The sequence below is a fragment of the Streptomyces sp. Root1310 genome (assembly GCF_001426425.1).
GTDB lineage: Bacteria > Actinomycetota > Actinomycetes > Streptomycetales > Streptomycetaceae > Streptomyces.
On record NZ_LMEQ01000012.1, the window covers coordinates 1 to 21,939 of the forward strand.

A 21,939-nucleotide genomic window follows, 5' to 3' on the forward strand; every position below is an offset into this window, starting at 1 on the left:
GATGGTACTGCAGGGGGGACCCTGTGGGAGAGTAGGACACCGCCGAACAAATATTACGGGAAACCCCCGCACCTCACGGTGCGGGGGTTTTCTGCGTTTGGGCTCCTTTAGGGTTTGGTCATGCGCTACGACCTGGTTATTTTCGACAACGATGGTGTCCTGGTGGACAGCGAGCCGATCTCCAACCGGCTGCTCGCCGCCTATCTGACCGAGCTCGGGCATCCCACCTCGTACGAGGACTCCATACGCGACTACATGGGGTCCGCGATGCATCGCATCCATGACCTGGTCCAGGAGCGCACCGGGCAGCTGCTGCCGGCGGAGTTCGACGACACGTTTCACCGCCGGGTGTTCGCGGCCTTCGAGCGGGAGCTCGAGCCGGTGGCGGGCGCCGGGGACGTCCTCGCGAAACTGGCCGCGGACGGGGTGCCGTACTGCGTGGCGTCGTCCGGGAGTCATGAGCGGATTCGGGTGGGGCATCGGAAGACCGGGCTGGACCGGTGGTTCGACGACGCGCGGATCTTCAGCTCGCAGGATGTCGGGAAGGGGAAGCCGGCACCGGATCTCTTCCTGCACGCGGCCCGGCGGATGGGAGTGGCGCCGGAGCGGTGTGTGGTCGTCGAGGACAGTCCGCTGGGAGTGCGGGCGGCCGTGGCGGCTGGCATGGACGTGTACGGGTTCACCGCGATGACGCCGGCCGCGAAGCTCGCGGGTGCCACCCAACTCTTCTCCGATCTCGGGCAGTTGCCTGACCTGCTGGTCTGACGGACGATCCGGTGGCGGGCTGACATTTGTCATGCGGAGCTCCGGACGATCGTTTCTACTGGGGGACCCCTCCCGGCGGCGAAGCTATGGGCATGACGACGAACCAGCACAAGAAGCAGAACGCCTTCGCACCGCTCCTCGTGGACGTGGCGGTGCCGCTCGGGTCGTACTACCTCTTCAAGGGCGCGTTCGGGATGAGCACCTTCGCCGCTCTCGCCTGGAGCAGCCTGGTGCCGGCCGGGCGGACCCTGTGGAGCGCGGTCAGCCGGCGGACGGTCAACGGGCTCGCCGGGCTCATCCTCGTCGTCAACGTCGTCGGACTCGCGCTCAGCCTGGTCTCCGGTGATCCGCGGCTGATGCTGGCCAAGGACAGCGGGGTCAGCAGCACGATCGGCATCGGGATCCTGGTGTCCGTGGTGCTGGGGAGGCCGATGATGACCGCCGCGGTCAAGCCGTTCCTGGTGAAGGGCGACGCGGTCAGGGAGGCCGCCTGGGCGCGGCTGGAGAGCGGCGCGTCGGTGGCGTCGGCGGACTTCCGCAAGCGGGAGCGGGCCTTCTCGGTCGTCTGGGGTGTGGTGCTGCTCGTCGAGTGCGTCGTGCGGGTCGTGGGGGCGTACACGGTGCCGGTGGACACCATGGTGTGGCTCGGTTCCGTGGTCATGGTGGTGGCGATGGGGATCGGCTTCGTGGTCGGCGGGGCGCTCGGTGCCGGGCCGATGGCGGCGATGGTCGCCTTCGAGACGGGGGCCGGGGAAGCCGTGGAGGAAGAGGCCGAGGTGCCCGAGGTCGTCCTCGCCCGGTGAAGTCCGGTAAAGCTGAGGAGAATTCATCTTTGGCTGGATCTACCCACGAGTACGCAGGGGCCCTACGCTCGCCGCCATGACAGAAGTGCTGCGGCGCGGTAGGGCCTCTTTGGCGTTCAGCTTTTTCGCGCAGGGCGCGGCCTTCGCTCTGCTGGTGACCAGGATCCCGGCCATCCAGAACAGGTACGAGGTCTCGGACGCGCTGCTGCCCGTCTTCCTGGCCGCCGTACCCATCCTGGCCGGGGTCGGAAGTGTGTCGACCGAGCAGTTGGTGAAGCGGATACCGCCCAGCCGGGTGCTGCGCTGGTCCCAGCCGGTGGTGCTGCTGGCGCTGCTCGGGGTCGGAGCGGGGCGGGGGATGGCCGAGCTGGGGGTCGCCCTGGCCGTCTTCGGGCTCGCCGTGGGGGCGCTGGACGCCTCGATGAACATGCTCGGGGTGAGTCTTCAGCGGTCGTACGGGCGCAGCATCATGCTGAGCTTCCACGCCGTGTACAGCCTGGGCGGGATCGTGGGGGCCTCGCTGGCGTGGGTGGGGGCGCACTGGCATCTCGCGCTGTGGGTGTCGTATCTGCCGGTGGTGGCCGTGCTGCTGCCGGCCGCCCTGGTGGGGAGCCGTTGGTATGTGGACGGGGGTACGGACGGCGGCAAGGCGGAGGACGGCAAGGCGGCGGTCGCCGAGTCGGGGGGCGGCGGCACGGGTGTCGTCTTCAAGGTGTTGCTGCCGCTGTGTCTGGTGATGACCTTCGCCTATATCGGGGACTCGACGGTCTCCAACTGGAGCGCGAAGTACCTCCAGGACGTGCTGGGCAGCAGCGAGCAGCTGGCCACCGTTCCGTACAACGTGTACATGGTGACCACCCTGCTGGGGCGGGCCATCGGGGACTTCGGGGTGCGGCGGTTCGGGGCCGCGGCGGTGGTGCGGCTGGGGGCGCTGGTGGCGGCGGCGGGGTTCGCCGTGGTGGCCGTCGCGCCCGGGGCGTGGGTCGGGATGCTCGGGTTCACGCTCGTGGGGCTGGGGTTGTGTGTGCTGGTGCCGCAGACGTTCGCGGCGGCGGGACGGTTGTTCCCGGGGGCCTCGGACGCGGCGATCGCCCGTCTCAACATCTTCAATTACGTCGGGTTCCTGATCGGTTCGCCGTTGGTGGGGGCGTTGGGAGACGCCTGGACCTATCGGGGGGCGATGGTGGTGCCGATGGTGTTGGTGCTGGTGACGTTGGTGTACGCCCGGTCGTTCGCCGCTCAACCGGACCGATACGGTGGCGGGCATGAGCGGCCGCGCACAGCTGATGTGGGACGAGGCAGTAACGGGCTATGACTTCGGGCCCGAGCATCCGATGGATCCGGTTCGGCTGGATCTGACCCGGAGGCTGGTCGGCGCCCTGGGGCTCGACCGAGAGGTCGACGTCGTCGCGGCGAAGCCCGCCGGGGAGTCCACGTTGCGGCTCGTGCACCGGGAGGACTACGTCCGGGCCGTCAAGGCGGCGTCGGTGGAGCCGGGGTCGGCGGACCAGGCGTACGGGCTGGGGACGATGGACGATCCTGCCTTCGCGGGGATGCACGAGGTGTCCGCCCTCATCGCCGGGCTGTCCGTCGGGGCCGCGGAGGCCGTCTGGCGGGGGGAGGCGCTGCACGCGGTGAACTTCGCGGGTGGGCTGCACCATGCGATGCCGGGCGGGGCGTCGGGGTTCTGTATCTACAACGACGCTTCACTGGCGATCGCGCGGCTGCTGGAGCTGGGGGCCGAGCGGGTCGCGTACGTGGACGTGGACGTGCATCACGGGGACGGGGTGCAGGCGGCGTTCTGGGACGACCCGCGGGTGCTGACGATCTCCCTGCACGAGCACCCTCGTACCTTGTTCCCGCAGACCGGGTGGCCGGAGGAGACCGGTGGGGAGCGGGCGGAGGGGTCGGCGGTGAACGTCGCGCTGCCGGCCGGGACCGGGGACGCGGGGTGGTTGCGGGCGTTCCACTCGGTGGTGCCGGAGCTGATCGCCGACTTCCGGCCGGATGTGCTGGTGACCCAGCACGGGGCCGACACGCACTTCGAGGATCCGTTGGCCCATCTCGCGGTGTCTCTCGACGCGCAGCGGGCCGTGCAGGTGGCGTGTCATGAGCTGGCGCACGAGTACGCCGGGGGCAAGTGGGTCGCGCTCGGTGGGGGCGGGTACGCGGTGGTGGATGTGGTGCCGCGGTCGTGGACGCATCTGGTGGGGGTCGCGGCGGGGGTGCCGGTGGCGCCGGAGACGGTGATTCCGGAGGGGTGGCGGCAGGAGGTCTTCGCCCGTACGCGGCAGCTGGGGCCGGTGCGGATGACCGACGGGCGGTGGCCGGTGGAGTGGGCCGGGTGGGAGTCGGGGTACGACCCGGCCGATCGGCTGGATCAGGCGGTGTTGGCCACGCGGCGGGCGGTGTTTCCGTTGCGGGGGTTGTTGCCGTAAGGGGTGCGGCGGGCGAGGTGGGCGTTTGCGGGTTCGCCCCGCCGCCCCTGCCCATTCGCACCATTCTCTCCATTCTCACCACGCGCATCTTTGCCAGGGGCCCTGCCCCTCTGTGGCCCCGCAGGGGCTCTGCCCCTGCGGCCCCCTCGACCCGTAGCGGCCCGAACGGCCTCGTCCTCGATCGCCGAAGGGCTCGACGGTGCGGCCGCGGCCGTTACGCCGACTGTGGGGTGCTGTGGCTGTTTTCGCCCCGGGTGTCGGTTCGTCCGGCAGCATCGTTTCCGTGTTGAGTGCCGGGGCGCTTCGGGCGCATCTGCTTGCCGCGCGGCTGGCCGGGGCGGTGGCGACCTCCCGGGAGGAGAGCCTGCGGAGCTATCGGCTCTTCGCCGCTCGTGATCCCCGGGTGCTGATCGGGCTTGATCCCGAGTGGAGTTGGGGGCAGCGGGATCTGATCGCGCTGATGGCCGACAAGTGTGGAGTTTCGGCCGATCCCGGCTGTGTTTCCGGGCATGATGTGATCGATCCTGAGCGCACGCTGGCCGCGCTGGACGCTTTCGCGAAGCGGCTCGCCTCCGTCGCCCAGCGTGGTGCGCCCGTGCTGCTGGGCACCGGGCATCCGCATCGGCTGCTGGGGTTCTACGCCTCCGTTGCGGACGCTTTGTCGGCGGCGGGATGTGATGTTCTCACCCCGGCGCAGGGTCGCTGTGTCGACATAACGACCCGGTTCGGTCTACGTACGCACAACCTCGACTACGTACGGGGAGTCGCGGTCGTCCGGGAGGCGGGTGTCGAACGCGCCGGTTGTGCGACCGGTGCGCACAGCCATTCGCCGCTGCCGGTTCGGGTCGCGCTGGCGGCGGCGGCCGAGGGCGGGGGGCCGCTGCCCGAGCTGGTCATCGGGGACCACGGATGGGTCTGCGGGGCAGGTCAGCTGGGGTTCGAGGCCATCGGGCTGGCGGACACCGACGACCCCGCGCTGTTCGTGGGGGAGGCCGAGGGGGTCGTCTCCGTCGTCGTTCCACTTGATGACGCCGTGCGGTCCGCTTACTACAGGCCGCTGACCCGCTACGTACTCAATCGAGCGTGTCTGTCACAGTAGGCCGCTGATGGGTGCACCTCTTCCCCACTCGCATCACCCGCCCCTACATTGGGGAGTGAGCACGCAACGACGAAGAGTCACCGGAAGGGGAAGCCGGTGGCCGTCGAGTCGAGTGCGGAAGGTTCAGGTGTGTCATGGGTGCAGCTGGCGAGAGGCCTCTGAACGAGGTTCAGTTCCTTACCGTGGCGGAAGTCGCCTCGGTGATGCGAGTGTCGAAGATGACCGTGTACCGACTGGTGCACAGCGGTCATCTGCCCGCGATCCGGGTGGGGCGGTCCTTCCGCGTCCCCGAGCAAGCGGTGCACGAGTACCTCCGCGAGAGCTACGTGGGGGTGGAAACCGCCTGACGGTCAGGGCCTGTCCGGCAGGGCAGGCCCGGGGTGGGGCCCGGCTGCAGGGCCGTCTCGGGCCCCTCCCGCCCCTCGATTACGACCTCAGCGCTCAGGCGGGTAGGCTAGCCCCTCGTAGGTCGTATGGGCCCATGGCGCCCAGCACCGAGTGATGAGAAGTGAGCGAGGGTAGTCGTGGGCTCTGTTATCAAGAAGCGGCGCAAGCGGATGGCCAAGAAGAAGCACCGCAAGCTGCTCAAGCGCACGCGCGTTCAGCGTCGCAACAAGAAGTAAGCGCGAGCCGAAGTAGGCGCAAGCACTTACTTCGCGCGACGCGAGCCGCGTAGGCGTGGTGTGGCCCCCCACCGTGTTATCGGTGGGGGGCCACACGCATATCCGGGTGCTCGTACGGTCGGCTGAACGCTGTGCGTATGCCTGGACGTGCACCATGGCTGATCTGGTCGTATGACCGAAGAGATCTCGTCACTTCGTGCATCGGGCGGTCATCACAGCGCAACATCGACCCGCTAGGTTGGCCGCAGACGGGAACTCGGCAGGGCGGCCGGCGGTTCCAGGACGGAAGGAAGGCGCTGATCTTGGGAAAGGTCGTGCTCGTTACCGGAGTGGCCCGTCAGCTGGGGGGCCGGTTCGTACGACGGATCCAGCGTGATCCACAGGTCGACCGGGTGGTCGCCGTGGACGCGGTGCGGCCCGAGCACCATCTCGGGGGCGCGGACTTCATCGAGGCCGACATCCGGCAGCCCACCATCGCGCGGGTGCTCGCCGAGACCGGTGCCGACACCGTCGTCCACCTGGACGTGACGGCGACCGCGCTGGGCAGGGGCAGCCGGACGACGGTCAAGGAGACCAACGTCATCGGGACCATGCAGCTGCTCGGCGCCTGTCAGAAATCGCCGAATGTGAAGCGGCTGGTGGTCAAGTCCTCCACGAACGTCTACGGGTCCGCGCCGCGTGATCCCGCCGTGTTCACCGAGACGACCCCGCCCAAGTCGCTGCCCAGCGGCGGCTTCGCCAAGGACGCCGTCGAGGTCGAGGGGTATGTGCGCGGGTTCGCCCGGCGGCGGCCCGATGTCGCCGTGTGCGTGCTGCGGTTCGCCAACATCCTGGGGCCGACCGCCGAGACGCCGCTCGCCGCGTACTTCTCGCTGCCCGTGCTGCCCACCGTGCTCGGTTACGACCCCCGGCTCCAGTTCGTCCACGAGGACGACGTGATCGAGGTGCTGCGGATCGCCTCGCACGAACCGCGGCGCGGCACCCTCAACAGCGGCACGTTCAACATCGCCGGGGACGGGGCGCTGTTGCTGTCGCAGTGTTCGCGGCGGCTCGGGCGGCCCACCGTGCCCCTGCTGCTGCCCGCCGTCACCTGGGCGGGGTCGCTGGTGCGTACGCTGGGCATGACGGACTTCTCGCCCGAGCAGATCCGGCTGCTCACCCACGGCCGGGTCGTGTCCACGGACCAGATGCGCGAGACGCTGGGGTTCACGCCGCGGTACACCACGGCGGAGACCTTCGCTGACTTCGCGCGCAGTCACGGACCCGGACTCCTGCCGCCCGAGGCCGTTGCCGGGGCCGTCGACCGGATCGCCGCGCTGTCCCTGCCGGGCGGCGCCCACCCCCCGGTCCACCTCCCGACGCAGAGCGCCAACTGAGGAGCGCATCAACGATGGCGGATGCCAAGGTCATTCCGTTCGACGACGACCGGTCCCGGGGGAACGCCGTAGCGCGGCCGCCCCGGCGCCGGGGCGCGGTCAGCCGGCGCCGGAACGGCGAGCCCGCGCCGGTCCGGGAGATCGGTGAGGCCGGTGAGGTCGGTGAGGTCCAGCCCCTGCCCACCAGGACGGCTGGGCATGATGATGTTCATGTGACGGGTGAGGAACGGCTGGACAAGGACGCGGGCGGCCTGGAGCGGCGGATCGCCGGAGGGCTGTCCTTCCTGCGCCGGCGCCTCACGGGCGACTACGAGGTCGACGACTTCGGCTACGACGAGGAACTGACCGACCAGGTCCTGATGTCCCTGCTGCGGCCGCTGTACGAGAAGTACTTCCGGGTCGAGGTGAAGGGTGTCGAGAACATCCCGGCGGAGGGTGGCGCGCTGATCGTCGCCAACCACTCCGGGACGCTGCCGTTGGACGGCCTGATGATGCAGGTCGCCGTCCACGACCACCACCCGGCCGGCCGTCACCTGCGACTGCTGGCCGCCGATCTCGTCTTCGTGCTGCCGGTCGTCAACGAGCTGGCCCGCAAGCTCGGGCACACCCTCGCCTGCGCGGAGGACGCCGAGCGGCTGCTGGGCCAGGGTGAGCTTGTCGGGGTGATGCCGGAGGGCTTCAAGGGCATCGGGAAGCCCTTCAGCGAGCGCTACAAGCTCCAGCGGTTCGGCCGGGGCGGATTCGTCTCCACGGCACTGCGCCAGGGAGCTCCGATCATCCCCTGCTCGATCGTCGGGGCCGAGGAGATCTACCCGATGATCGGCAACGCGAAGACGCTGGCGCGGGTGCTCGGCTTCCCGTACTTCCCGCTGACGCCGACCTTCCCGTGGCTGGGCCCGCTGGGCGGCATCCCCCTCCCGACGAAGTGGACGATCCAGTTCGGCGAGCCCATCCCGACGGACGGCTACCCGCCGGAGGCGGCGGAGGACCCGATGCTGATGTTCAACCTGACGGACCAGGTGCGGGAGCAGATTCAGCACACGCTGTACAAGCTGCTGGTGCAGCGGCGGTCTGTGTTCTTCTGACGAGCTGACGGGGGCCGGGCTGTCGGGTGGCCTGGGGGCGGGGGGTTCGGTGAGCCGGTGGACGGAGTCCGGCGCAGCCGGGCGAAGCCCGCGGAGCGGTGCGAGGTCGGCGGTGCAGATGGGTGCCGATGCTGATGTTCAACCTGACGGACCAGGTGCGGGAGCAGATTCAGCACACGCTGTACAAGCTGTTGGTGCAGCGGCGGTCTGTGTTCTTCTGACGGGCTGACGGGCTGACGGGCTGACGGGCTGACGGGGGCCGGGCTGTCGGGTGGCCTGGGGGCGATGACGGGCTGACGGGCCGTCGGGCGGTGGCGGGTGGTGTCGCCGTGCGTCAGGAGCGGCCGTGGGTGAGGGGGGCCGTGCAGGGCGCCGAACGGGTCGTGCCGACCTGCGGGCGCGGTCCTGAGGCCGAGGTTCTTCTGGGCGGGGTGGTCGGGCACGGCTGTGGGGGCGCCCTCCTCTTGTCGAGAGGGGCGCCCCCACAGGCGTACCGGCCGAGGCTGCTCGGGTTACTCCGCGTCCTCGCTGTCGATGCCCAGGCCCGGGAGCAGGCCGGGCAGGAGGGGCGGGAGCGTGACGTCCGGCTGGGTGCTCGGGACGAGAGGGGTCGGGGCGGTGCTGCCGGTGTCCTTCGGAGGGTCCAGGAGGCCGCCGGTGTTGCCACCGAGCAGGCCGTCGTCGGTGGTGCCGGAAGTGGACGACTTGCTGGGGCTTCCGGTGTGTGCGCCGGTCCCGTCGGTCGGGGCGTGGCCGGTGCCCGGGGTGGTCGCGTGGCTGCCGGTGTCCGAGGAGCCGGAGGACGCCGGGCCGGTGCCCTCGCGGGTGCCGCCGCCGCCCGGGGCCGGGGGCCGAGGGAGGAGGGACTGGAGCGGGGCGACCTCTTCGTCTATGGCCTCGAAGACCGACGAGACCTGTTGACTGACGTCGCCGAGCTGGACCGGCAGGCGGTCGCGCAGGGCGCCCCAGACCTCGCGGTGCGAGCGGGAGAACGCGTCGAGGGCCTGGATGGGGCCCAGGGAGTTCGGGTCGCGTTCGTACGCCTCGTGCAGTAGCCGGTGGCCTTCCGACGCGTCGTGCTGCATGCCGTTCAGGGCGCGTCGGATCTCGCCGAGGGACTCGTGGTCGAGGTCGCCGCTGCGGCCCCGCTCCATGAGCCGACGGGCCTCGCTGAGCCGGGTCGAGGCCTGGTCGAGATAGGTCCGACCGCGCTCGTCGTCGCCGTCGGCCAGGTAGTTGAGCTTGAAGTCCTCGATGCCGCGCTTCAGTCCGTAGAGCCCGTCGCCCGGGAGGGCGTCGGAGCTCGCGGCCGCGACTCCGCCGAAGGCGCCCGCCGCGACGCCGACGCTGAGGCCGCCCGCCGTGAGGCCCTTGGCGAGGCGGGAACGCGGTCGGAACTTGCCCAGGGGACTGGCCCGGTGAGTGCCCCTGGCCCGGTGGGAGCGTTGCTCCGGCACCGAAGGGTCCGCCGTTTCGCCTCCCGCGGTGCCCGCTTGCAGCATGGCCTCCATTGCGGCGACCAACTGGGCCCGCTGGACGACCTTGACCTCGGGATCGAACTCCGGTTTGGGCAGCTCGGCGAGACTCGTGGCGAGGGCCAGAAGATGGCCCTGCCCGGTCTGGTCCGCAGCGGCCGGCGCCGGCGGTGATCCTTCGGTCTGCTCGGCCGCCGTGCCCTGGGCGGAACAGTCGGACTGCTCCTCCAAGGCCTGGGCGAAGGCGCTCGTCCGCCGGTGCGCCGATACGTTCGCGATCACTGGCGGCACCTCCTCTCGTCATGACGGTCGACTCCCCTGGGGTCCTGACGGTTGCACGCCCTGGACCGGATCCACACGATCGAGTGATCGGGGGCGGCCAGGACGTGACCACAGGGAGCCTGTATCCCGCACAACGACTGGCGCGGCACTTGGGTTACGGACTGCGGATGATCGGATCGGGAAGACAACGGACTTTCACTGAAGGTGAGTTGGCGTCACGGAGTGTGTGGCGTCGGTCGTGGGTGGGGGACGGTTCAGCGGGCGTCTTCCGGCAGCAGGCGGGCGAGGGTCCGGACGGCCCGGTACTGGAGCGTCTTGATGGCGCCCTCGTTCTTGCCCATGACGCGCGCGGTCTCGGCGACGGAGAGCCCCTGCAGGAACCGGAGCGTCACGCACTCCTGCTGCTGGGGATTGAGCCGGCGTACGGCGTCCAGAAGCGCCGCGTTGGAGAGGGACTCCAGGACGGAGTCCTCGGGTGAGCGCTCGACCTCGTTGGCGTCGAGCATCTCGCCGGTCGTCACCTCGAGCCGGAAACGGCTCGACTTGAAGTGGTCGGCGACGAGGTTGCGGGCGATGGTGACGAGCCAGGCGCCGAAGTCGCGGCCCTGCCAGGTGAACGTCCCGATGCGGCGCAGGGCGCGCAGGAACGTCTCACTGGTCAGGTCCTCGGCCGTCGCCTTGCCGCCCACCCGGTAGTAGATGTAGCGGTAGACCGTGTCGCTGTACTGGTCGTACAGGCGCCCGAACGCTTCGGCCTCGCCGGCCTGGGCGCGTTCGACGAGGTCCATCATGCGGGCGCTGTCACTGTCGGCGGCCGGCCGACGGGCGGTGGCCGCGCCGGCCGAGCGTCCTCGTCTGCCCACCGCGGCGCTGCCGTCGGCCAGTGCGTAGCACGGGCCGAGCGGAGCGGTGGTGGCGAAGGCGGGGACGGCGTACGCGGTGGGGACGACGCCGCGCAAGAGGTCATGGACCGTAGCGACCGTTGCGCGCAGCGTAGCCAGGCCCGAGGTGTCAACCCCGACGTGTGGGTACACGGGACTCCCAGAGGCAGAGCTTGCATCACGTGCAGTACGGAACCATTCACCCGTCGTAGCGACGGAAGGGGTACCGGATTGCGTCTGAGGAGAATAACGCTTCGTGCAGGCCCTGCTACACCGAGTTGCTCAAATCATCGATTACGTCGCTTCTGTGGCCTATTGACGCTCGATCAAGTGGCACAGGGTGAACGGTTGTTGATCGAAATAGTTCGAGTTTCGGGTCAGTCCGGGGCGTGTTGTGGCTGTGCGCGGACAACAGGACTGGACGGAGGGTTACGGGGGTAAGACCGTCGGATTGGCCGGGTTCGGCGCCCGGTGTGAGGTGTTGTCCGGTAACGCGAAGGAGCGGCCGGGCTGTTGCGCCTCGGCCGCTCTGTCCTGACGGCCGCACAGTCGTCGCGGCCGTCGTCCGTGTTGCCCTCGTCGTCGCCTTCGCCGGCGCTGTTGCTGTTGCCTTCGTCGGCGCCTTTGTTATCGCCGTCGTCGGTGCAGTGCGATCGCCGCCGCCGTGCCGCCCGCCACCGCGCCCACGCCCGCCGCGGCCGGGATGCCGACCTTCGCGGCCTTGCGGCCGGTGCGGTAGTCGCGCAGCCGCCAGTCGAGGTTGTGCGCGTGCTTGCGGAGCTTCGCGTCGGGGTTGATGGCGTAGGGGTGGCCGACGAGGGAGAGCATCGGGATGTCGTTGTGGGAGTCGCTGTAGGCGGCGCAGCGGGAGAGGTCCAGGTTCTCCGCCGCCGCCAGCGCGCGGACCGCCTCCGCCTTTGCGGGGCCGTGCAGCGGCTCGCCGACCAGCTTGCCCGTGTAGACGCCGTCGACGGACTCCGCGACCGTGCCCAGCGCTCCGGTCAGACCGAGGCGGCGGGCGATCACCTGGGCGATCTCCACCGGGGCCGCCGTGACCAGCCACACCTTCTGACCCGCGTCCAGGTGCGCCTGGGCGAGGGCCCGGGTGCCCGGCCAGATGCGCTCGGCCATGTACTCGTCGTAGATCTCCTCGCCGATCGACATCAGCTCGGAGACCCGGTGGCCCTGCACGATGGAGAGGGCCGAGTCACGGGCCTCCTGCATGTGTTCGGGGTCCTCGACGCCGGCCAGCCGGAACCACGCCTGCTGCCAGGCGAAGCGGACCAGGTCACGGGTCTCGAAGAACTTGCGCTTGTACAGGCCACGGCCGAAGTGGAAGAGCGCGGCGCCCTGCATCACGGTGTTGTCGAGGTCGAAGAAGGCGGCGGCCATCGCGTCGCCGTGCACCGGGAACTGCGGTTCCCGGTCGGAAGTGTCCAGCGGTGCCAGGGTCTCCTGGGAGTCCAGGGCTTCCTGGGTGGACTTGCGGGCTGCCTCCGCCGAGGCCTCGCCTGCCAACACGCTCCGCGCCGTGGCTGAGCGCCTACGGGGAGTGAGCCATCCTAGAGCGGCCATGGCGTGAGCATAGCCAGTCCGTCCGGCGGTTCCGGAGCCGAGAGGTTCGAAGGGTGTGAACTCTCCGCGACCGCGCCGTTAAAGAAGCGCGAGAATGGCGGTATGACTCCCCTCTTTCGACGTAAGGCCGCCACGGGCGAGCGGTCGGTCACCCTCATTCGCAAGTCCGGTTGTCATCTGTGCGACGACGCCGAGCGCGTGATCGAGAAGGTCTGCGGGGAACTCGGTGTGTCCTGGGAGCAGAAGGACATCGCCGACGATCCGCAGCTCTACGACCAGTACTGGGAGCAGATCCCGGTGGTGCTGGTCGACGGCAGGCAGCACACCTTCTGGCGGGTGGACGAGAGTCGCCTGCGCAAAGAACTGGCCGGGTGAGGAACTGACCGATCAGTACAAGGCTGTACCGAACGTCGCTTAGGATCGATGGCGGTTTTGTCTCGGGGGCGGGATTCACGAGGAGAGTGGCGGTTTTGCCCCCTGGAATGTTGCGCGTGACCCCGGTCACGTTGGCCGGGCAAATCGGACACCATCTTTGTGCACGCGTTCACAAAGACATAGCCTGCTGTCGACGGGGCGGTCTGGGTACGTGTGACCGCCTACAGCCCCGCTCTACCCGCAGGAGCACCGTGGCAACTGGCCGAACTCACCGACCGGCGACCCGTAGCCGAGGGATTCCCGAGGCCACCGTCGCCCGGCTTCCGCTGTACCTCCGCGCGCTGACCGCACTGTCGGAGCGCTCGGTACCCACGGTCTCCTCCGAGGAGCTCGCGGCCGCGGCCGGAGTCAACTCCGCCAAGCTGCGCAAGGACTTCTCCTACCTGGGTTCCTACGGGACACGGGGGGTCGGCTACGACGTCGAGTACCTCGTCTACCAGATCTCCCGCGAGCTCGGGCTCACCCAGGACTGGCCGGTCGTGATCGTCGGTATCGGTAACCTCGGCGCGGCCCTCGCCAACTACGGCGGCTTCGCCTCGCGCGGCTTCCGCGTCGCGGCGCTCATCGACGCCGACCCCGCGATGGCCGGGAAGCAGGTCGCCGGGATCTCCGTCCAGCACAGCGACGGCCTGGAGAAGATCATCTCCGACAACGGCGTCTCCATCGGCGTCATCACCACCCCGCCGGGCGTCGCCCAGCAGGTCTGTGACCGGCTCGTGGCCGCCGGCGTCACGTCCATCCTGAACTTCGCGCCGACCGTGCTGACCGTCCCGGACGGCGTCGACGTGCGCAAGGTCGACCTCTCCATCGAGCTCCAGATCCTCGCCTTCCACGAGCAGCGCAAGGCCGGCGAGGAGGCCGCGGCCAACGAGAGCGCCGTACCGGCCCCGGCAGGCCGCGCCGACTCCACCGAGCAGGGACCTGACGGGGACGTCCCCGCCGTGATGCCGGCATGAGTCTCCTCGTCGTCGGTCTGAGTCACCGCAGCGCTCCGGTCAGCGTGCTGGAGCGGGCCTCGCTGTCCACGGACGCCCAGTTCAAGCTGCTCCAGGACACGGTCGCCGCCGAACCGGCCGCCGAGGCCGCGGTCCTCGCCACCTGCAACCGGATCGAGCTGTACGCCGACGTGGACAAGTTCCACGCCGGTGTCGCCGAGCTGTCCACGCTGCTCGCCCAGCACAGCGGGGTCGGCCTCGAGGAGCTCACGCCCTACCTGTACGTGCACTACGAGGACCGTGCCGTCCACCACTTCTTCTCGGTGGCCTGCGGTCTGGACTCCATGGTCGTCGGCGAGGGGCAGATCCTCGGCCAGATCAAGGACGCCCTGGCGCGGGCGCAGGAGCTGCACACCGCCGGACGGCTGCTGAACGACCTCTTCCAGCAGGCCCTGCGGGTCGGCAAGCGCGCCCACTCCGAGACCGGCATCGACCGCGCCGGGCAGTCCCTGGTCACCTTCGGCCTGGAGCAGCTGGCCGCGGGCGGGGACGTCGCCCAGTGGGCCCGGGGCAAGAAGGCGCTGGTCATCGGCGCCGGTTCGATGTCCTCGCTGGCCGCCGCCACGCTCGCGCGTGCCGGGGTCGCCGAGATCGTCGTCGCCAACCGCACGCCCGACCGGGCCCAGCGGCTCGCCCAGATACTGACCGAGGGCGGCGACACGGACGTGTCGGCCCGCGCGGTACCGATCGAGTCGGTGCCGGCCGAGCTGACACGTGCCGACGTGGCCGTCTCCTGTACCGGGGCGACGGGCCTGGTCCTGACGGCGGAGGCGGTCGCCGAGGCCGTCGAGGGCCGCACCGGGGCGCCTGTCGCCTTCGACGACGAGGCCGCGGCGACGGACGTACGGCCGCTGCCGCCCACCTCGGTCGGCACCGACGAGAACTGCCCCCTCGACCTGGCCGCCGTACAGCAGGCCCCCGTGCAGCAGTCCGGGTTCTCCGTGCTGGGCGAGGCCGCCGTCGCCGGCATGGACGCGGCGACGCTGGAGCAGCACGCCGCCTGGGTCGACAACGCGACCGTGGACCGCCGGCCGACCACCCGCCGCACCCCCGAGACCGACGCCGAGCTGATCACCGCGCTCGCCGCGACCGCCGCCACCCTCGGCCGGATCCCCGAGCGCCGCGGACCCGAGCCGGTCGCCGCGCTCGTCCGGCCGGAGCCGGTGCTCTTCCTGCTCGACCTGGCGATGCCCCGGGACGTCGACCCGGCCGCGCACCGGCTGGCCGGCGTGCGGCTGGTGGACATCGAGTCGCTCGCGGAGGCCTCGGCCGACGCGCCGATGGCCGCCGACGTCGACCAGGTGCGGCGGATCGTCGCCGACGAGGTCGCCGCCTTCGGCGCCGCGCAGCGGGCCGCGCACATCACGCCGACCGTGGTCGCCCTGCGCACCATGGCCGCGGAGGTCGTGGCCACGGAGATCGCCCGGCTCGACGGGCGGCTGCCCGGCCTGGACGACAAGCACCGCGCCGAGATCACCCAGACCGTGAAGCGGGTCGTCGACAAGCTGCTGCACGCACCGACCGTACGGGTCAAGCAGCTCGCGGCCGAGCCCGGCGGCGCCGGGTACGCGGACGCGCTGCGGACCCTGTTCGACCTCGACCCGGAGGCGGTGGCCGCCGTGTCCCGGGCCGAGGAAAGCACCGAGAAGAACGCAGAGAGCCGAGGGCCGGCATGAGCGGCATGAGTACGAAGGCACTGAGACTGGGGACGAGGCGAAGCAGACTCGCCATGGCCCAGTCCGGGCAGGTCGCGGACGCCGTGAGCCAGGTGACCGGACGCCCCGTGGAACTCGTCGAGATCACCACCTACGGCGACGTCTCCCGCGAGCACCTCGCGCAGATCGGAGGCACGGGCGTCTTCGTGACCGCGCTGCGGGAGGCGCTGGCCAAGGGCGAGGTCGACTTCGCGGTTCACTCGCTGAAGGACCTGCCGACCACGCAGCCCGAGGACCTGGTCCTGGCCGCCATACCGGTGCGCGAGGACCCCCGCGACGTGATCGTCGCCCGGGACGCGCTGAAGTTCACCGACCTGCCGCGCGGAGCGCGCATCGGTACGGGTTCGCCGCGCCGGATGGCGCAGCTGAACGCGTACGCGCGCAGCCACGGGCTGGACATGGAGACCGTGCCGATCCGCGGGAACGTCGACACGCGGATCGGGTACGTGCACGACGGCGAGCTGGACGCGGTGGTGCTGGCGGCGGCCGGCCTCAGCCGCCTCGGCCGCATCGACGAGGTCACCGACTTCCTGTCGATAGACACGGTTCTGCCCGCTCCCGGCCAGGGAGCACTGGCGATCGAGTGTGCCGCGGACAACGCGTCACTGATCGCCGCGCTCGGTGAGCTCGACGACCCCTTCACCCGGGTCGCCGTGACCGCCGAACGGTCCCTGCTCGCCGCCCTGGAGGCCGGCTGCTCCGCCCCCGTGGGCGCGCTTGCCGACCTGCTGGCCGACGGGCAGATTGTCAACGAAATGCGCCTGCGTGGCGTCGTCGGCACCACCGACGGCACGCGCATGGTGCAGCTGTCCACCACCGGTCCCGTGCCCGAGACGCACGACGGGGCAATGGCGCTCGGTCGCGAACTCGCAGCCGAGATGCTCGCCCAGGGCGCGGCCGGTCTGATGGGGGAGCGAGCACTGTGAGCCCCACCGCCCTTCCAGCCGCTGGTCCTGAACACGGGCACGTCACCTTCCTGGGTGCCGGACCCGGGGATCCGGGACTGCTGACTCTGCGCGCCGTGGAGGCGCTTGCGCACGCGGACGTCCTCGTCGCCGAGCACGAGGTGCTCGACGTCGTACGGACGCACGCGAGGCCGGGCGTCGCCATCGTGAACGCGGAAGCGGGTCCGTCGTCGGACCCTCTTCCGGGCACGGGCGCGCCCCTCCCGACGATCGTTGACGGCACGTCAACAACCGCTGAAGTACCCGCTGTGCGCGATGCCGCACATCTTGTCATGGAGGCCGCGCGGGGCGGCAGGCGGGTCGTCCGTGCGGTGACCGGGGACCCCGGACTCGATACGTACGCGGCGGCGGAAATGCTCGCGTGCGCTGCGGCCGGTGTTCCCTTCGAGGTCGTACCCGGTGTGGCGGCCGCCGTCGGCGTGCCCGCGTACGCCGGTGTGCCGCTGCGGGACGCGCAGGGCGCCGACGTCCGGTTCGTCGACGCGCGGACGGCCTCGGACCGCTGCTGGACCGAGGTCGGGGCGTCCGACGGCACGGTCGTCGTGTCGACGACGCTCGACGCGGTGGCCTCGGCGGCCGGCGAGCTGGTGTCGGCGGGGCGCAAGCCCGATACGCCGATGACGGTCACGGTGGCCGGTACGACGACGCGGCAGCGGACGTGGACGGCGACCCTGGGCACGATCGCGCAGACGCTGAAGCAGGCGAAGGTGCTGCCCTCGCCCGAGGGCGGCCGGCCGGTGATAGTCGTGGTCGGTGAGCGTTCCGCCCCCGCCCAGCGCGACCAGTTGTCGTGGTTCGAGTCCAAGCCGCTGTTCGGCTGGAAGGTGCTCGTGCCGCGTACGAAGGAGCAGGCGGTGTCGCTCTCCGACCAGCTGCGGTCGTACGGGGCCGTGCCGCACGAGGTGCCGACGATCGCCGTCGAGCCGCCGCGCACCCCCCAGCAGATGGAGCGGGCGGTCAAGGGCCTGGTGACGGGCCGCTACGAGTGGATCGCCTTCACCTCGGTGAACGCCGTCAAGGCGGTGCGCGAGAAGTTCGAGGAGTACGGGCTCGACGCGCGTGCCTTCGCGGGCATCAAGGTCGCCGCGGTGGGCGAGCAGACGGCGAAGGCGCTGGTCGCGTTCGGTGTGAAGCCGGACCTCGTACCGAGCGGCGAGCAGTCGGCCGCCGGGCTCCTCGACGACTGGCCGCCCTACGACCCGGTCTTCGACCCGATCGACCGGGTGTTCCTGCCGCGTGCCGACATCGCCACCGAGACCCTGGTCGCCGGGCTCATCGAGCTGGGCTGGGAGGTCGACGACGTCACCGCCTACCGGACCGTGCGGGCCTCGCCGCCGCCGGCCGAGACGCGGGAGGCCATCAAGGGCGGCGGGTTCGACGCCGTGCTCTTCACGTCGTCGTCCACCGTGCGGAACCTGGTGGGCATCGCCGGCAAGCCGCACAACGTGACGGTCATCGCCTGCATCGGCCCGGCCACGGCCAAGACGGCCGAGGAGCACGGGCTCCGGGTGGACGTCATGGCGCCCGAGCCGTCCGCGCTCAAGCTGGCCGAGGCACTGGCCGACTTCGGACTGCGCCGGCGGGCCGCGGCCCGGGAGGCCGGGGACCCGGTCAGCCGGCCGAGCGAGCGGCGTCCGGGTGCGCGGCGGAGGCGGGCGACCTGACCCCTGGGGGCGTCCGAGCCGGAACCGCCCCACCCGCGCCACACCTTGTGCGCCCCGCCGTCTCCACCGGAGACGGCGGGGCGTTCTTCATGAGCGGAGACGGCGAGAAGGCGGGGGGCAGGACGACGGCCTTCGCGATCGCGGTGGATCGTGAAGGCCGTCGTCGTCTTCTCGGAGCCCGGCCGGCGGGCGGCGAGGCGGGCGGCGAGGCGGGCTACTTGAGGTAGACCAGTCCGTCCGTGGTGATCGTGGGGCGTCCGCTGGTGCCGACGACGACGATCTTCACCGTGTGCTTGGCGCTGCCGGTCCAGGTCTTGGTCCAGATCGCCTGCCGGTACAGCGTGGTGGCGGACTTCAGGTCGACGGTCGCGGCCTTCGTGCCGTCGACGTAGACGTACGCCTGACCGGAGGTGGTGGCGCGGGAGACCACCCAGGAGGCGGAACGGCCCGTGAAGGTCCAGGTCAGGCTCGCGCCCTTGGACCCGCTGGAGTAGGACTTGCCGCCGAGGTAGCTCGTGGAGGAGCGGGCGGTCCAGCTGCCGGACCTGACGGCCGAGGTCTCCTGCAGGATCACCGGGGTGAAGGAGGACGAGACCGTGCGCGAGTTGCCCGCGTAGTCGGAGGCCCGCATCGACCAGGTGGTCGCGGCGCCGGGCCTGGCCGTACGGCTGGAGGCGGTGACGGTCGGGCCGAAGGTCGCGGCGGTGGGCGACAGCAGCTGCACGGAACGCAGGGCCTTGTCGTCGGTGGCCTTCCAGCCGAGGGTGACCGGGACGGCGGTGGTGCTGACGGCGCCGGTGCGCAGGGAGAGCTTCGGGGCGGTGGTGAAGGCCGGGACCGTCGTGTCCGCCACGACGGTCAGCGCGGCGGTCGTCGCCGTCCTGCCGGACTGGTGCACCGCCCGTACGGCGACGGTGTGGACGCCCGGGGCCAGGGTGGTACTGGCCGAGGCGGCCGTACCGGCCGCGGTCGCGGCCACCTTGCCGTCGGCCAGCAGCTCGAACCTCGAGATCAGCGAACCCGGGGTGCTCGCCGTCCAGTTCACGGTGACAGCGCCCCGGGTGTAGTAGGTCGAGCCCGACAGGCTCGCGCCGCCGGCGACCGAGGTGACCTTCAGGCCCTGCACCGGGCCGGCCGCCAGGGTGCGCACGGTCGGCAGCTGGTCGTAGAGGAGCCCGCCGGGGCACTCCGTGTTGAAGCCGTCGCGGTGGCCGGAGATCCGGTCGAAGGTGTAGAGGCTGCCCGTGGTGAAGCTCTTGCCGAAGAGGTTCTTCTGGGTGGCGCCCGCGGTGAGCTGGACGGTTCCCGCCGGGTCCGCGCCGTACTGGCCGAGCTTCCAGGCCGCGAGGCGGGCGATCGAGGTGAGCGCGGCGCCGGTGGCGGTCGTCGTGGTGTGGTCGCCGATCACGGCGACGGCCGCGGACTCGCGGTTCCAGCCGTAGGTGTGGGCGCCGAACACCGGCAGGTCGACGCCGCCCTTGCGGCCCTCGTAGAGGGTGCCGCACTTGTCGACGAGGAAGTTGTAGCCGAGGTCCTTCCAGCCGCTGACCTGCACGTGATACGCGTAGATGCTGCGGATGATCGACGGCGTCTGGTCGCAGGTGTAGTCGTTGGTGCCGTCCGTGTGGTGGACGAAGACCGCCTTGACGTCCTTGTTGTACTCCGGCGCCTCGGGGCTGATCGACTCGTCGGCGCCCCAGTCGGTGCGCGACCGGATCGGCGGCTCGGGCGCGGTGGACGGCGGCGCGGTCGGCGTCGGCGCGGCGGTCGGCGTCGGGCTCGTCGTCGGGGACGCGGGGCTCGTCGAGGCCGTCTCGGTGGCCGCGGGCGTGGTGTCCGTCGACGAGGCGGAGACGGTGTCGGTGGGCTCGGCGGTGACCGTGTCGGCCGGCGAGGCCGAGGCCGTGTCGGTGGGCTCGGCGGGCGGGTCGGAGGGCTCGGCGGACCCGGACGCGGAGTCCGTCGCACCGGGGCTCGGGTCCATGACGAACCCGGCGGACTCGGTGGTCCTCGTCTCGGCGGCGGTCACCACGCCCGGGTCGACCAGGTTGACCTCCAGCCCCTTGGGCAGGGCGGCGGTGGTGCCGTCCCGGTGGGCGACCTGCACCTGGACGCCGTCGGACGGGCCGACCCAGACCGGCTCGGACGCGCCGCGCACCTTCGGGCCCGGCTTGTCCAGCGGGTCGACGTCCAGCTCCAGGTCGTGCCAGGCGCTCCACTCGCCGGTCGCGACGCTGCGGGTCCGCACCTGCGCGGTGCCGGCGAGCCGCCTGGCGCCGCCGGTCCAGGTGACACCGAGCAGCGAGAACTGCTCGGTGTCCGTGCGCGGCAGTTCCCGGCGGCCGGACGAGGTCCCCGTCAGCGTGAGGTCGTAGACCTTCACCGGCCGCTTGGGCCGGGCCTCCTGACCGGCGGGCGGCCGGGCCACGGCGTAGGTCACCACGCCGCCGCTGCCCAGGACCACCGCCCCGAGCGTCAGCCAGGCCCTTCTTCGCATGCTCAGCGGTCTGTACGCGCGCGTCCCACCCCTGCGGCGACGTCTGCTCACGACGGAATCCCCACCCCTGAAAGTCATCTGTAAGTCATCAACAACGGTCATGGGCCACCTGACATTCAGGCGGCCCATGTAAAGCAAGCGCTCACCGGCTGGAAAACGTCACACCCGTACGGATCCTGATGATGTGGATCACTCGTCGGTGGAGGGCTGGGGGGCCGACTGGGCGTCGGCAAAAGGGGGCGCGGGCCGGGCGTAGCGTAGGGCGTATGACGAAGTACGGATCCTTTCCCGGTACGCGTCCCCGGCGGCTGCGTACCACCCCCGTGATGCGGCGCATGGTCGCGGAGACCCGGCTGCACCCGGCCGACTTCATCCTGCCCGCGTTCGTGCGGGAGGGCGTGAACGAGCCGGTGCCGATCCAGGCCATGCCCGGTGTCGTGCAGCACACGCGCGACAGCCTGAAGAAGGCCGCGCTGGAGGCCGTACAGGCCGGGATCTCCGGGATCATGCTCTTCGGCGTGCCGGAGGAGTCCAAGAAGGACGCGCTGGGCACGCCCGGGACCGACCCGGACGGGATCCTCCAGGTCGCCATCCGCGACGTGCGGGCCGAGGTCGGGGACGACCTGCTCGTCATGTCCGACCTGTGCCTGGACGAGACGACCGACCACGGGCACTGCGGCGTGCTGGACGACGAAGGGCGCGTCGACAACGACGCCACCCTGGAGCGGTACGCCGAGATGGCGCAGGTCCAGGCCGACGCGGGTGCCCATGTCGTGGGACCCAGCGGGATGATGGACGGTCAGATCGGGGTCATCCGCGATGCCCTCGACCAGATCGGCCGGGAGGACGTCTCGATCCTCGCCTACACCGCCAAGTACTCGTCGGCTTTCTACGGCCCGTTCCGGGAGGCGGTCGGCTCGTCCCTGAAGGGCGACCGCAAGACCTACCAGCAGGACCCGGCGAACCTCCGCGAGTCGCTGCGCGAGCTGGCGCTGGACCTGGAGGAGGGCGCCGACATGGTCATGGTGAAGCCGGCCGGCCCCTATCTCGACATCCTGGCCCGGGTCGCCGACGCCGTGGACGTGCCGGTCGCCGCCTACCAGATCTCCGGCGAGTACTCCATGGTCGAGGCCGCCGCCGAGAAGGGCTGGGTCGACCGCGACCGGGCGATCCTCGAGACGCTGACCGGCATCAAGCGGGCCGGAGCGCGGAACATCCTCACCTACTGGGCCACCGAAGTGGCCCAGAAGCTGCGGTAGTTCGCCC

19 protein-coding genes and 1 pseudogene are annotated in these 21,939 nt (G+C 70.8%); 16 read left to right on the forward strand and 4 right to left on the reverse strand.

The features are described from left to right. Nucleotides 1-120 precede the first annotated feature (120 nt). The 10 genes and pseudogenes from ASD48_RS18130 to ASD48_RS43410 all read left to right on the forward strand — a co-directional run. Nucleotides 121-765 carry an HAD family hydrolase gene (locus ASD48_RS18130; protein WP_057602703.1) on the forward strand — a complete coding sequence of 215 codons (645 nt, stop codon included), beginning with the start codon at nucleotides 121-123 and terminating at the stop codon, nucleotides 763-765. Nucleotides 766-851: 86 nt separating this feature from the next. Further along, nucleotides 852-1,568, forward strand: a complete 717-nt coding sequence (locus ASD48_RS18135; RefSeq protein WP_199875857.1) for a VC0807 family protein — start codon at nucleotides 852-854, stop codon at nucleotides 1,566-1,568. A gap of 76 nt (nucleotides 1,569-1,644) precedes the next feature. Then, a complete protein-coding gene (locus ASD48_RS18140; RefSeq protein ID WP_057602704.1) occupies nucleotides 1,645-2,883 on the forward strand; it encodes an MFS transporter in 1,239 nt (412 codons plus the stop codon). Next, a complete protein-coding gene (locus ASD48_RS18145) occupies nucleotides 2,834-4,006 on the forward strand; it encodes an acetoin utilization protein AcuC (RefSeq protein WP_057602705.1) in 1,173 nt (390 codons plus the stop codon). Before ASD48_RS18140 ends, ASD48_RS18145 begins: the two co-directional genes overlap by 50 nt. 283 nt (nucleotides 4,007-4,289) lie before the next feature. Further along, complete coding sequence (locus tag ASD48_RS18150) at nucleotides 4,290-5,105, forward strand: phosphatase (RefSeq protein WP_057603507.1); 816 nt, start codon at nucleotides 4,290-4,292, stop codon at nucleotides 5,103-5,105. Nucleotides 5,106-5,239: 134 nt separating this feature from the next. Continuing rightward, nucleotides 5,240-5,452, forward strand: a complete 213-nt coding sequence (locus ASD48_RS18155; protein ID WP_015658719.1) for a helix-turn-helix domain-containing protein — start codon at nucleotides 5,240-5,242, stop codon at nucleotides 5,450-5,452. A gap of 177 nt (nucleotides 5,453-5,629) precedes the next feature. Further along, the gene (locus ASD48_RS42065; protein WP_003948845.1) at nucleotides 5,630-5,728 is read left to right on the forward strand and encodes an AURKAIP1/COX24 domain-containing protein; all 99 of its coding nucleotides are present in this window, start codon (nucleotides 5,630-5,632) and stop codon (nucleotides 5,726-5,728) included. Between the two features lie 302 nt (nucleotides 5,729-6,030). Continuing rightward, nucleotides 6,031-7,104 (forward strand): NAD-dependent epimerase/dehydratase family protein, encoded by a 1,074-nt coding sequence (locus ASD48_RS18160; RefSeq protein WP_057602706.1) that lies wholly within the window; start codon nucleotides 6,031-6,033, stop codon nucleotides 7,102-7,104. Nucleotides 7,105-7,118: 14 nt separating this feature from the next. Further along, nucleotides 7,119-8,189: a lysophospholipid acyltransferase family protein gene (locus tag ASD48_RS18165; protein WP_057602707.1), complete on the forward strand. Its 1,071-nt coding sequence runs from the start codon at nucleotides 7,119-7,121 to the stop codon at nucleotides 8,187-8,189. Nucleotides 8,190-8,314: 125 nt separating this feature from the next. Continuing rightward, nucleotides 8,315-8,410 (forward strand): annotated as a pseudogene (locus tag ASD48_RS43410) (glycerol acyltransferase); the annotation flags it as partial. Between the two features lie 291 nt (nucleotides 8,411-8,701). On the opposite strand, the gene ASD48_RS18170 reads toward ASD48_RS43410, so the two are convergent. From ASD48_RS18170 to ASD48_RS18180, 3 genes are all read right to left on the reverse strand, one after another. After that, nucleotides 8,702-9,946: a DUF5667 domain-containing protein gene (locus tag ASD48_RS18170; protein WP_057602708.1), complete on the reverse strand. Its 1,245-nt coding sequence runs from the start codon at nucleotides 9,944-9,946 to the stop codon at nucleotides 8,702-8,704. 254 nt (nucleotides 9,947-10,200) lie between these two features. After that, entirely contained in the window at nucleotides 10,201-10,980 is a 780-nt protein-coding gene (locus ASD48_RS18175) for an ECF subfamily RNA polymerase sigma factor, BldN family (RefSeq protein ID WP_057602709.1), read from the reverse strand. A gap of 474 nt (nucleotides 10,981-11,454) precedes the next feature. Continuing rightward, a complete protein-coding gene (locus ASD48_RS18180) occupies nucleotides 11,455-12,402 on the reverse strand; it encodes an HAD-IB family hydrolase (protein ID WP_057602710.1) in 948 nt (315 codons plus the stop codon). A gap of 102 nt (nucleotides 12,403-12,504) precedes the next feature. On the opposite strand from ASD48_RS18180, the gene ASD48_RS18185 reads away from it, so the two are divergent. The 5 genes from ASD48_RS18185 (at nucleotide 12,505) to ASD48_RS18205 (ending at nucleotide 18,176) form a co-directional block, all read left to right on the forward strand. Next, on the forward strand, nucleotides 12,505-12,777 hold the full coding sequence (locus tag ASD48_RS18185; protein ID WP_057602711.1) for a glutaredoxin family protein: 273 nt from the start codon (nucleotides 12,505-12,507) through the stop codon (nucleotides 12,775-12,777). Between the two features lie 251 nt (nucleotides 12,778-13,028). Then, nucleotides 13,029-13,793, forward strand: coding sequence for a redox-sensing transcriptional repressor Rex (locus ASD48_RS18190; RefSeq protein ID WP_057602712.1), 765 nt, complete (start codon nucleotides 13,029-13,031; stop codon nucleotides 13,791-13,793). Beyond that, nucleotides 13,790-15,508, forward strand: a complete 1,719-nt coding sequence (locus tag ASD48_RS18195; RefSeq protein WP_057602713.1) for a glutamyl-tRNA reductase — start codon at nucleotides 13,790-13,792, stop codon at nucleotides 15,506-15,508. The genes ASD48_RS18190 and ASD48_RS18195 overlap by 4 nt, the downstream gene beginning before the upstream one ends. 5 nt (nucleotides 15,509-15,513) lie before the next feature. Then, nucleotides 15,514-16,473, forward strand: a complete 960-nt coding sequence (gene hemC, locus ASD48_RS18200) for a hydroxymethylbilane synthase (RefSeq protein WP_057602714.1) — start codon at nucleotides 15,514-15,516, stop codon at nucleotides 16,471-16,473. Then, nucleotides 16,470-18,176 carry a uroporphyrinogen-III synthase gene (locus ASD48_RS18205; protein WP_057602715.1) on the forward strand — a complete coding sequence of 569 codons (1,707 nt, stop codon included), beginning with the start codon at nucleotides 16,470-16,472 and terminating at the stop codon, nucleotides 18,174-18,176. Before hemC ends, ASD48_RS18205 begins: the two co-directional genes overlap by 4 nt. Nucleotides 18,177-18,390: 214 nt before the next feature. Here ASD48_RS18205 and ASD48_RS18215 read toward each other — a convergent pair whose 3' ends face one another. Next, complete coding sequence (locus ASD48_RS18215) at nucleotides 18,391-20,673, reverse strand: peptidoglycan recognition protein (protein WP_079073838.1); 2,283 nt, start codon at nucleotides 20,671-20,673, stop codon at nucleotides 18,391-18,393. A 266-nt stretch (nucleotides 20,674-20,939) separates the two neighbouring features. Here ASD48_RS18215 and hemB point away from each other — a divergent pair, with 266 nt between their 5' ends. After that, the gene (hemB, locus tag ASD48_RS18220; protein ID WP_057602718.1) at nucleotides 20,940-21,932 is read left to right on the forward strand and encodes a porphobilinogen synthase; all 993 of its coding nucleotides are present in this window, start codon (nucleotides 20,940-20,942) and stop codon (nucleotides 21,930-21,932) included. Nucleotides 21,933-21,939: the final 7 nt, after the last annotated feature.

What these genes read in the sequence shown, in the direction of transcription:
- ASD48_RS18140 (WP_057602704.1), top strand. Translation starts at nt 1,645, where the DNA reads ATGACAGAAGTGCTGCGGCGCGGTAGGGCCTCTTTGGCGTTCAGCTTT.
- ASD48_RS18195 (WP_057602713.1), top strand. Translation starts at nt 13,790, where the DNA reads ATGAGTCTCCTCGTCGTCGGTCTGAGTCACCGCAGCGCTCCGGTCAGC.
- ASD48_RS18215 (WP_079073838.1), bottom strand. Translation starts at nt 20,673, where the DNA reads ATGCGAAGAAGGGCCTGGCTGACGCTCGGGGCGGTGGTCCTGGGCAGC.
- ASD48_RS18130 (WP_057602703.1), top strand. Translation starts at nt 121, where the DNA reads ATGCGCTACGACCTGGTTATTTTCGACAACGATGGTGTCCTGGTGGAC.
- ASD48_RS18145 (WP_057602705.1), top strand. Translation starts at nt 2,834, where the DNA reads ATGAGCGGCCGCGCACAGCTGATGTGGGACGAGGCAGTAACGGGCTAT.
- ASD48_RS18135 (WP_199875857.1), top strand. Translation starts at nt 852, where the DNA reads ATGGGCATGACGACGAACCAGCACAAGAAGCAGAACGCCTTCGCACCG.
- ASD48_RS18185 (WP_057602711.1), top strand. Translation starts at nt 12,505, where the DNA reads ATGACTCCCCTCTTTCGACGTAAGGCCGCCACGGGCGAGCGGTCGGTC.
- hemC (WP_057602714.1), top strand. Translation starts at nt 15,514, where the DNA reads ATGAGTACGAAGGCACTGAGACTGGGGACGAGGCGAAGCAGACTCGCC.
- ASD48_RS18155 (WP_015658719.1), top strand. Translation starts at nt 5,240, where the DNA reads ATGGGTGCAGCTGGCGAGAGGCCTCTGAACGAGGTTCAGTTCCTTACC.
- hemB (WP_057602718.1), top strand. Translation starts at nt 20,940, where the DNA reads ATGACGAAGTACGGATCCTTTCCCGGTACGCGTCCCCGGCGGCTGCGT.
- ASD48_RS18180 (WP_057602710.1), bottom strand. Translation starts at nt 12,402, where the DNA reads ATGGCCGCTCTAGGATGGCTCACTCCCCGTAGGCGCTCAGCCACGGCG.
- ASD48_RS18165 (WP_057602707.1), top strand. Translation starts at nt 7,119, where the DNA reads ATGGCGGATGCCAAGGTCATTCCGTTCGACGACGACCGGTCCCGGGGG.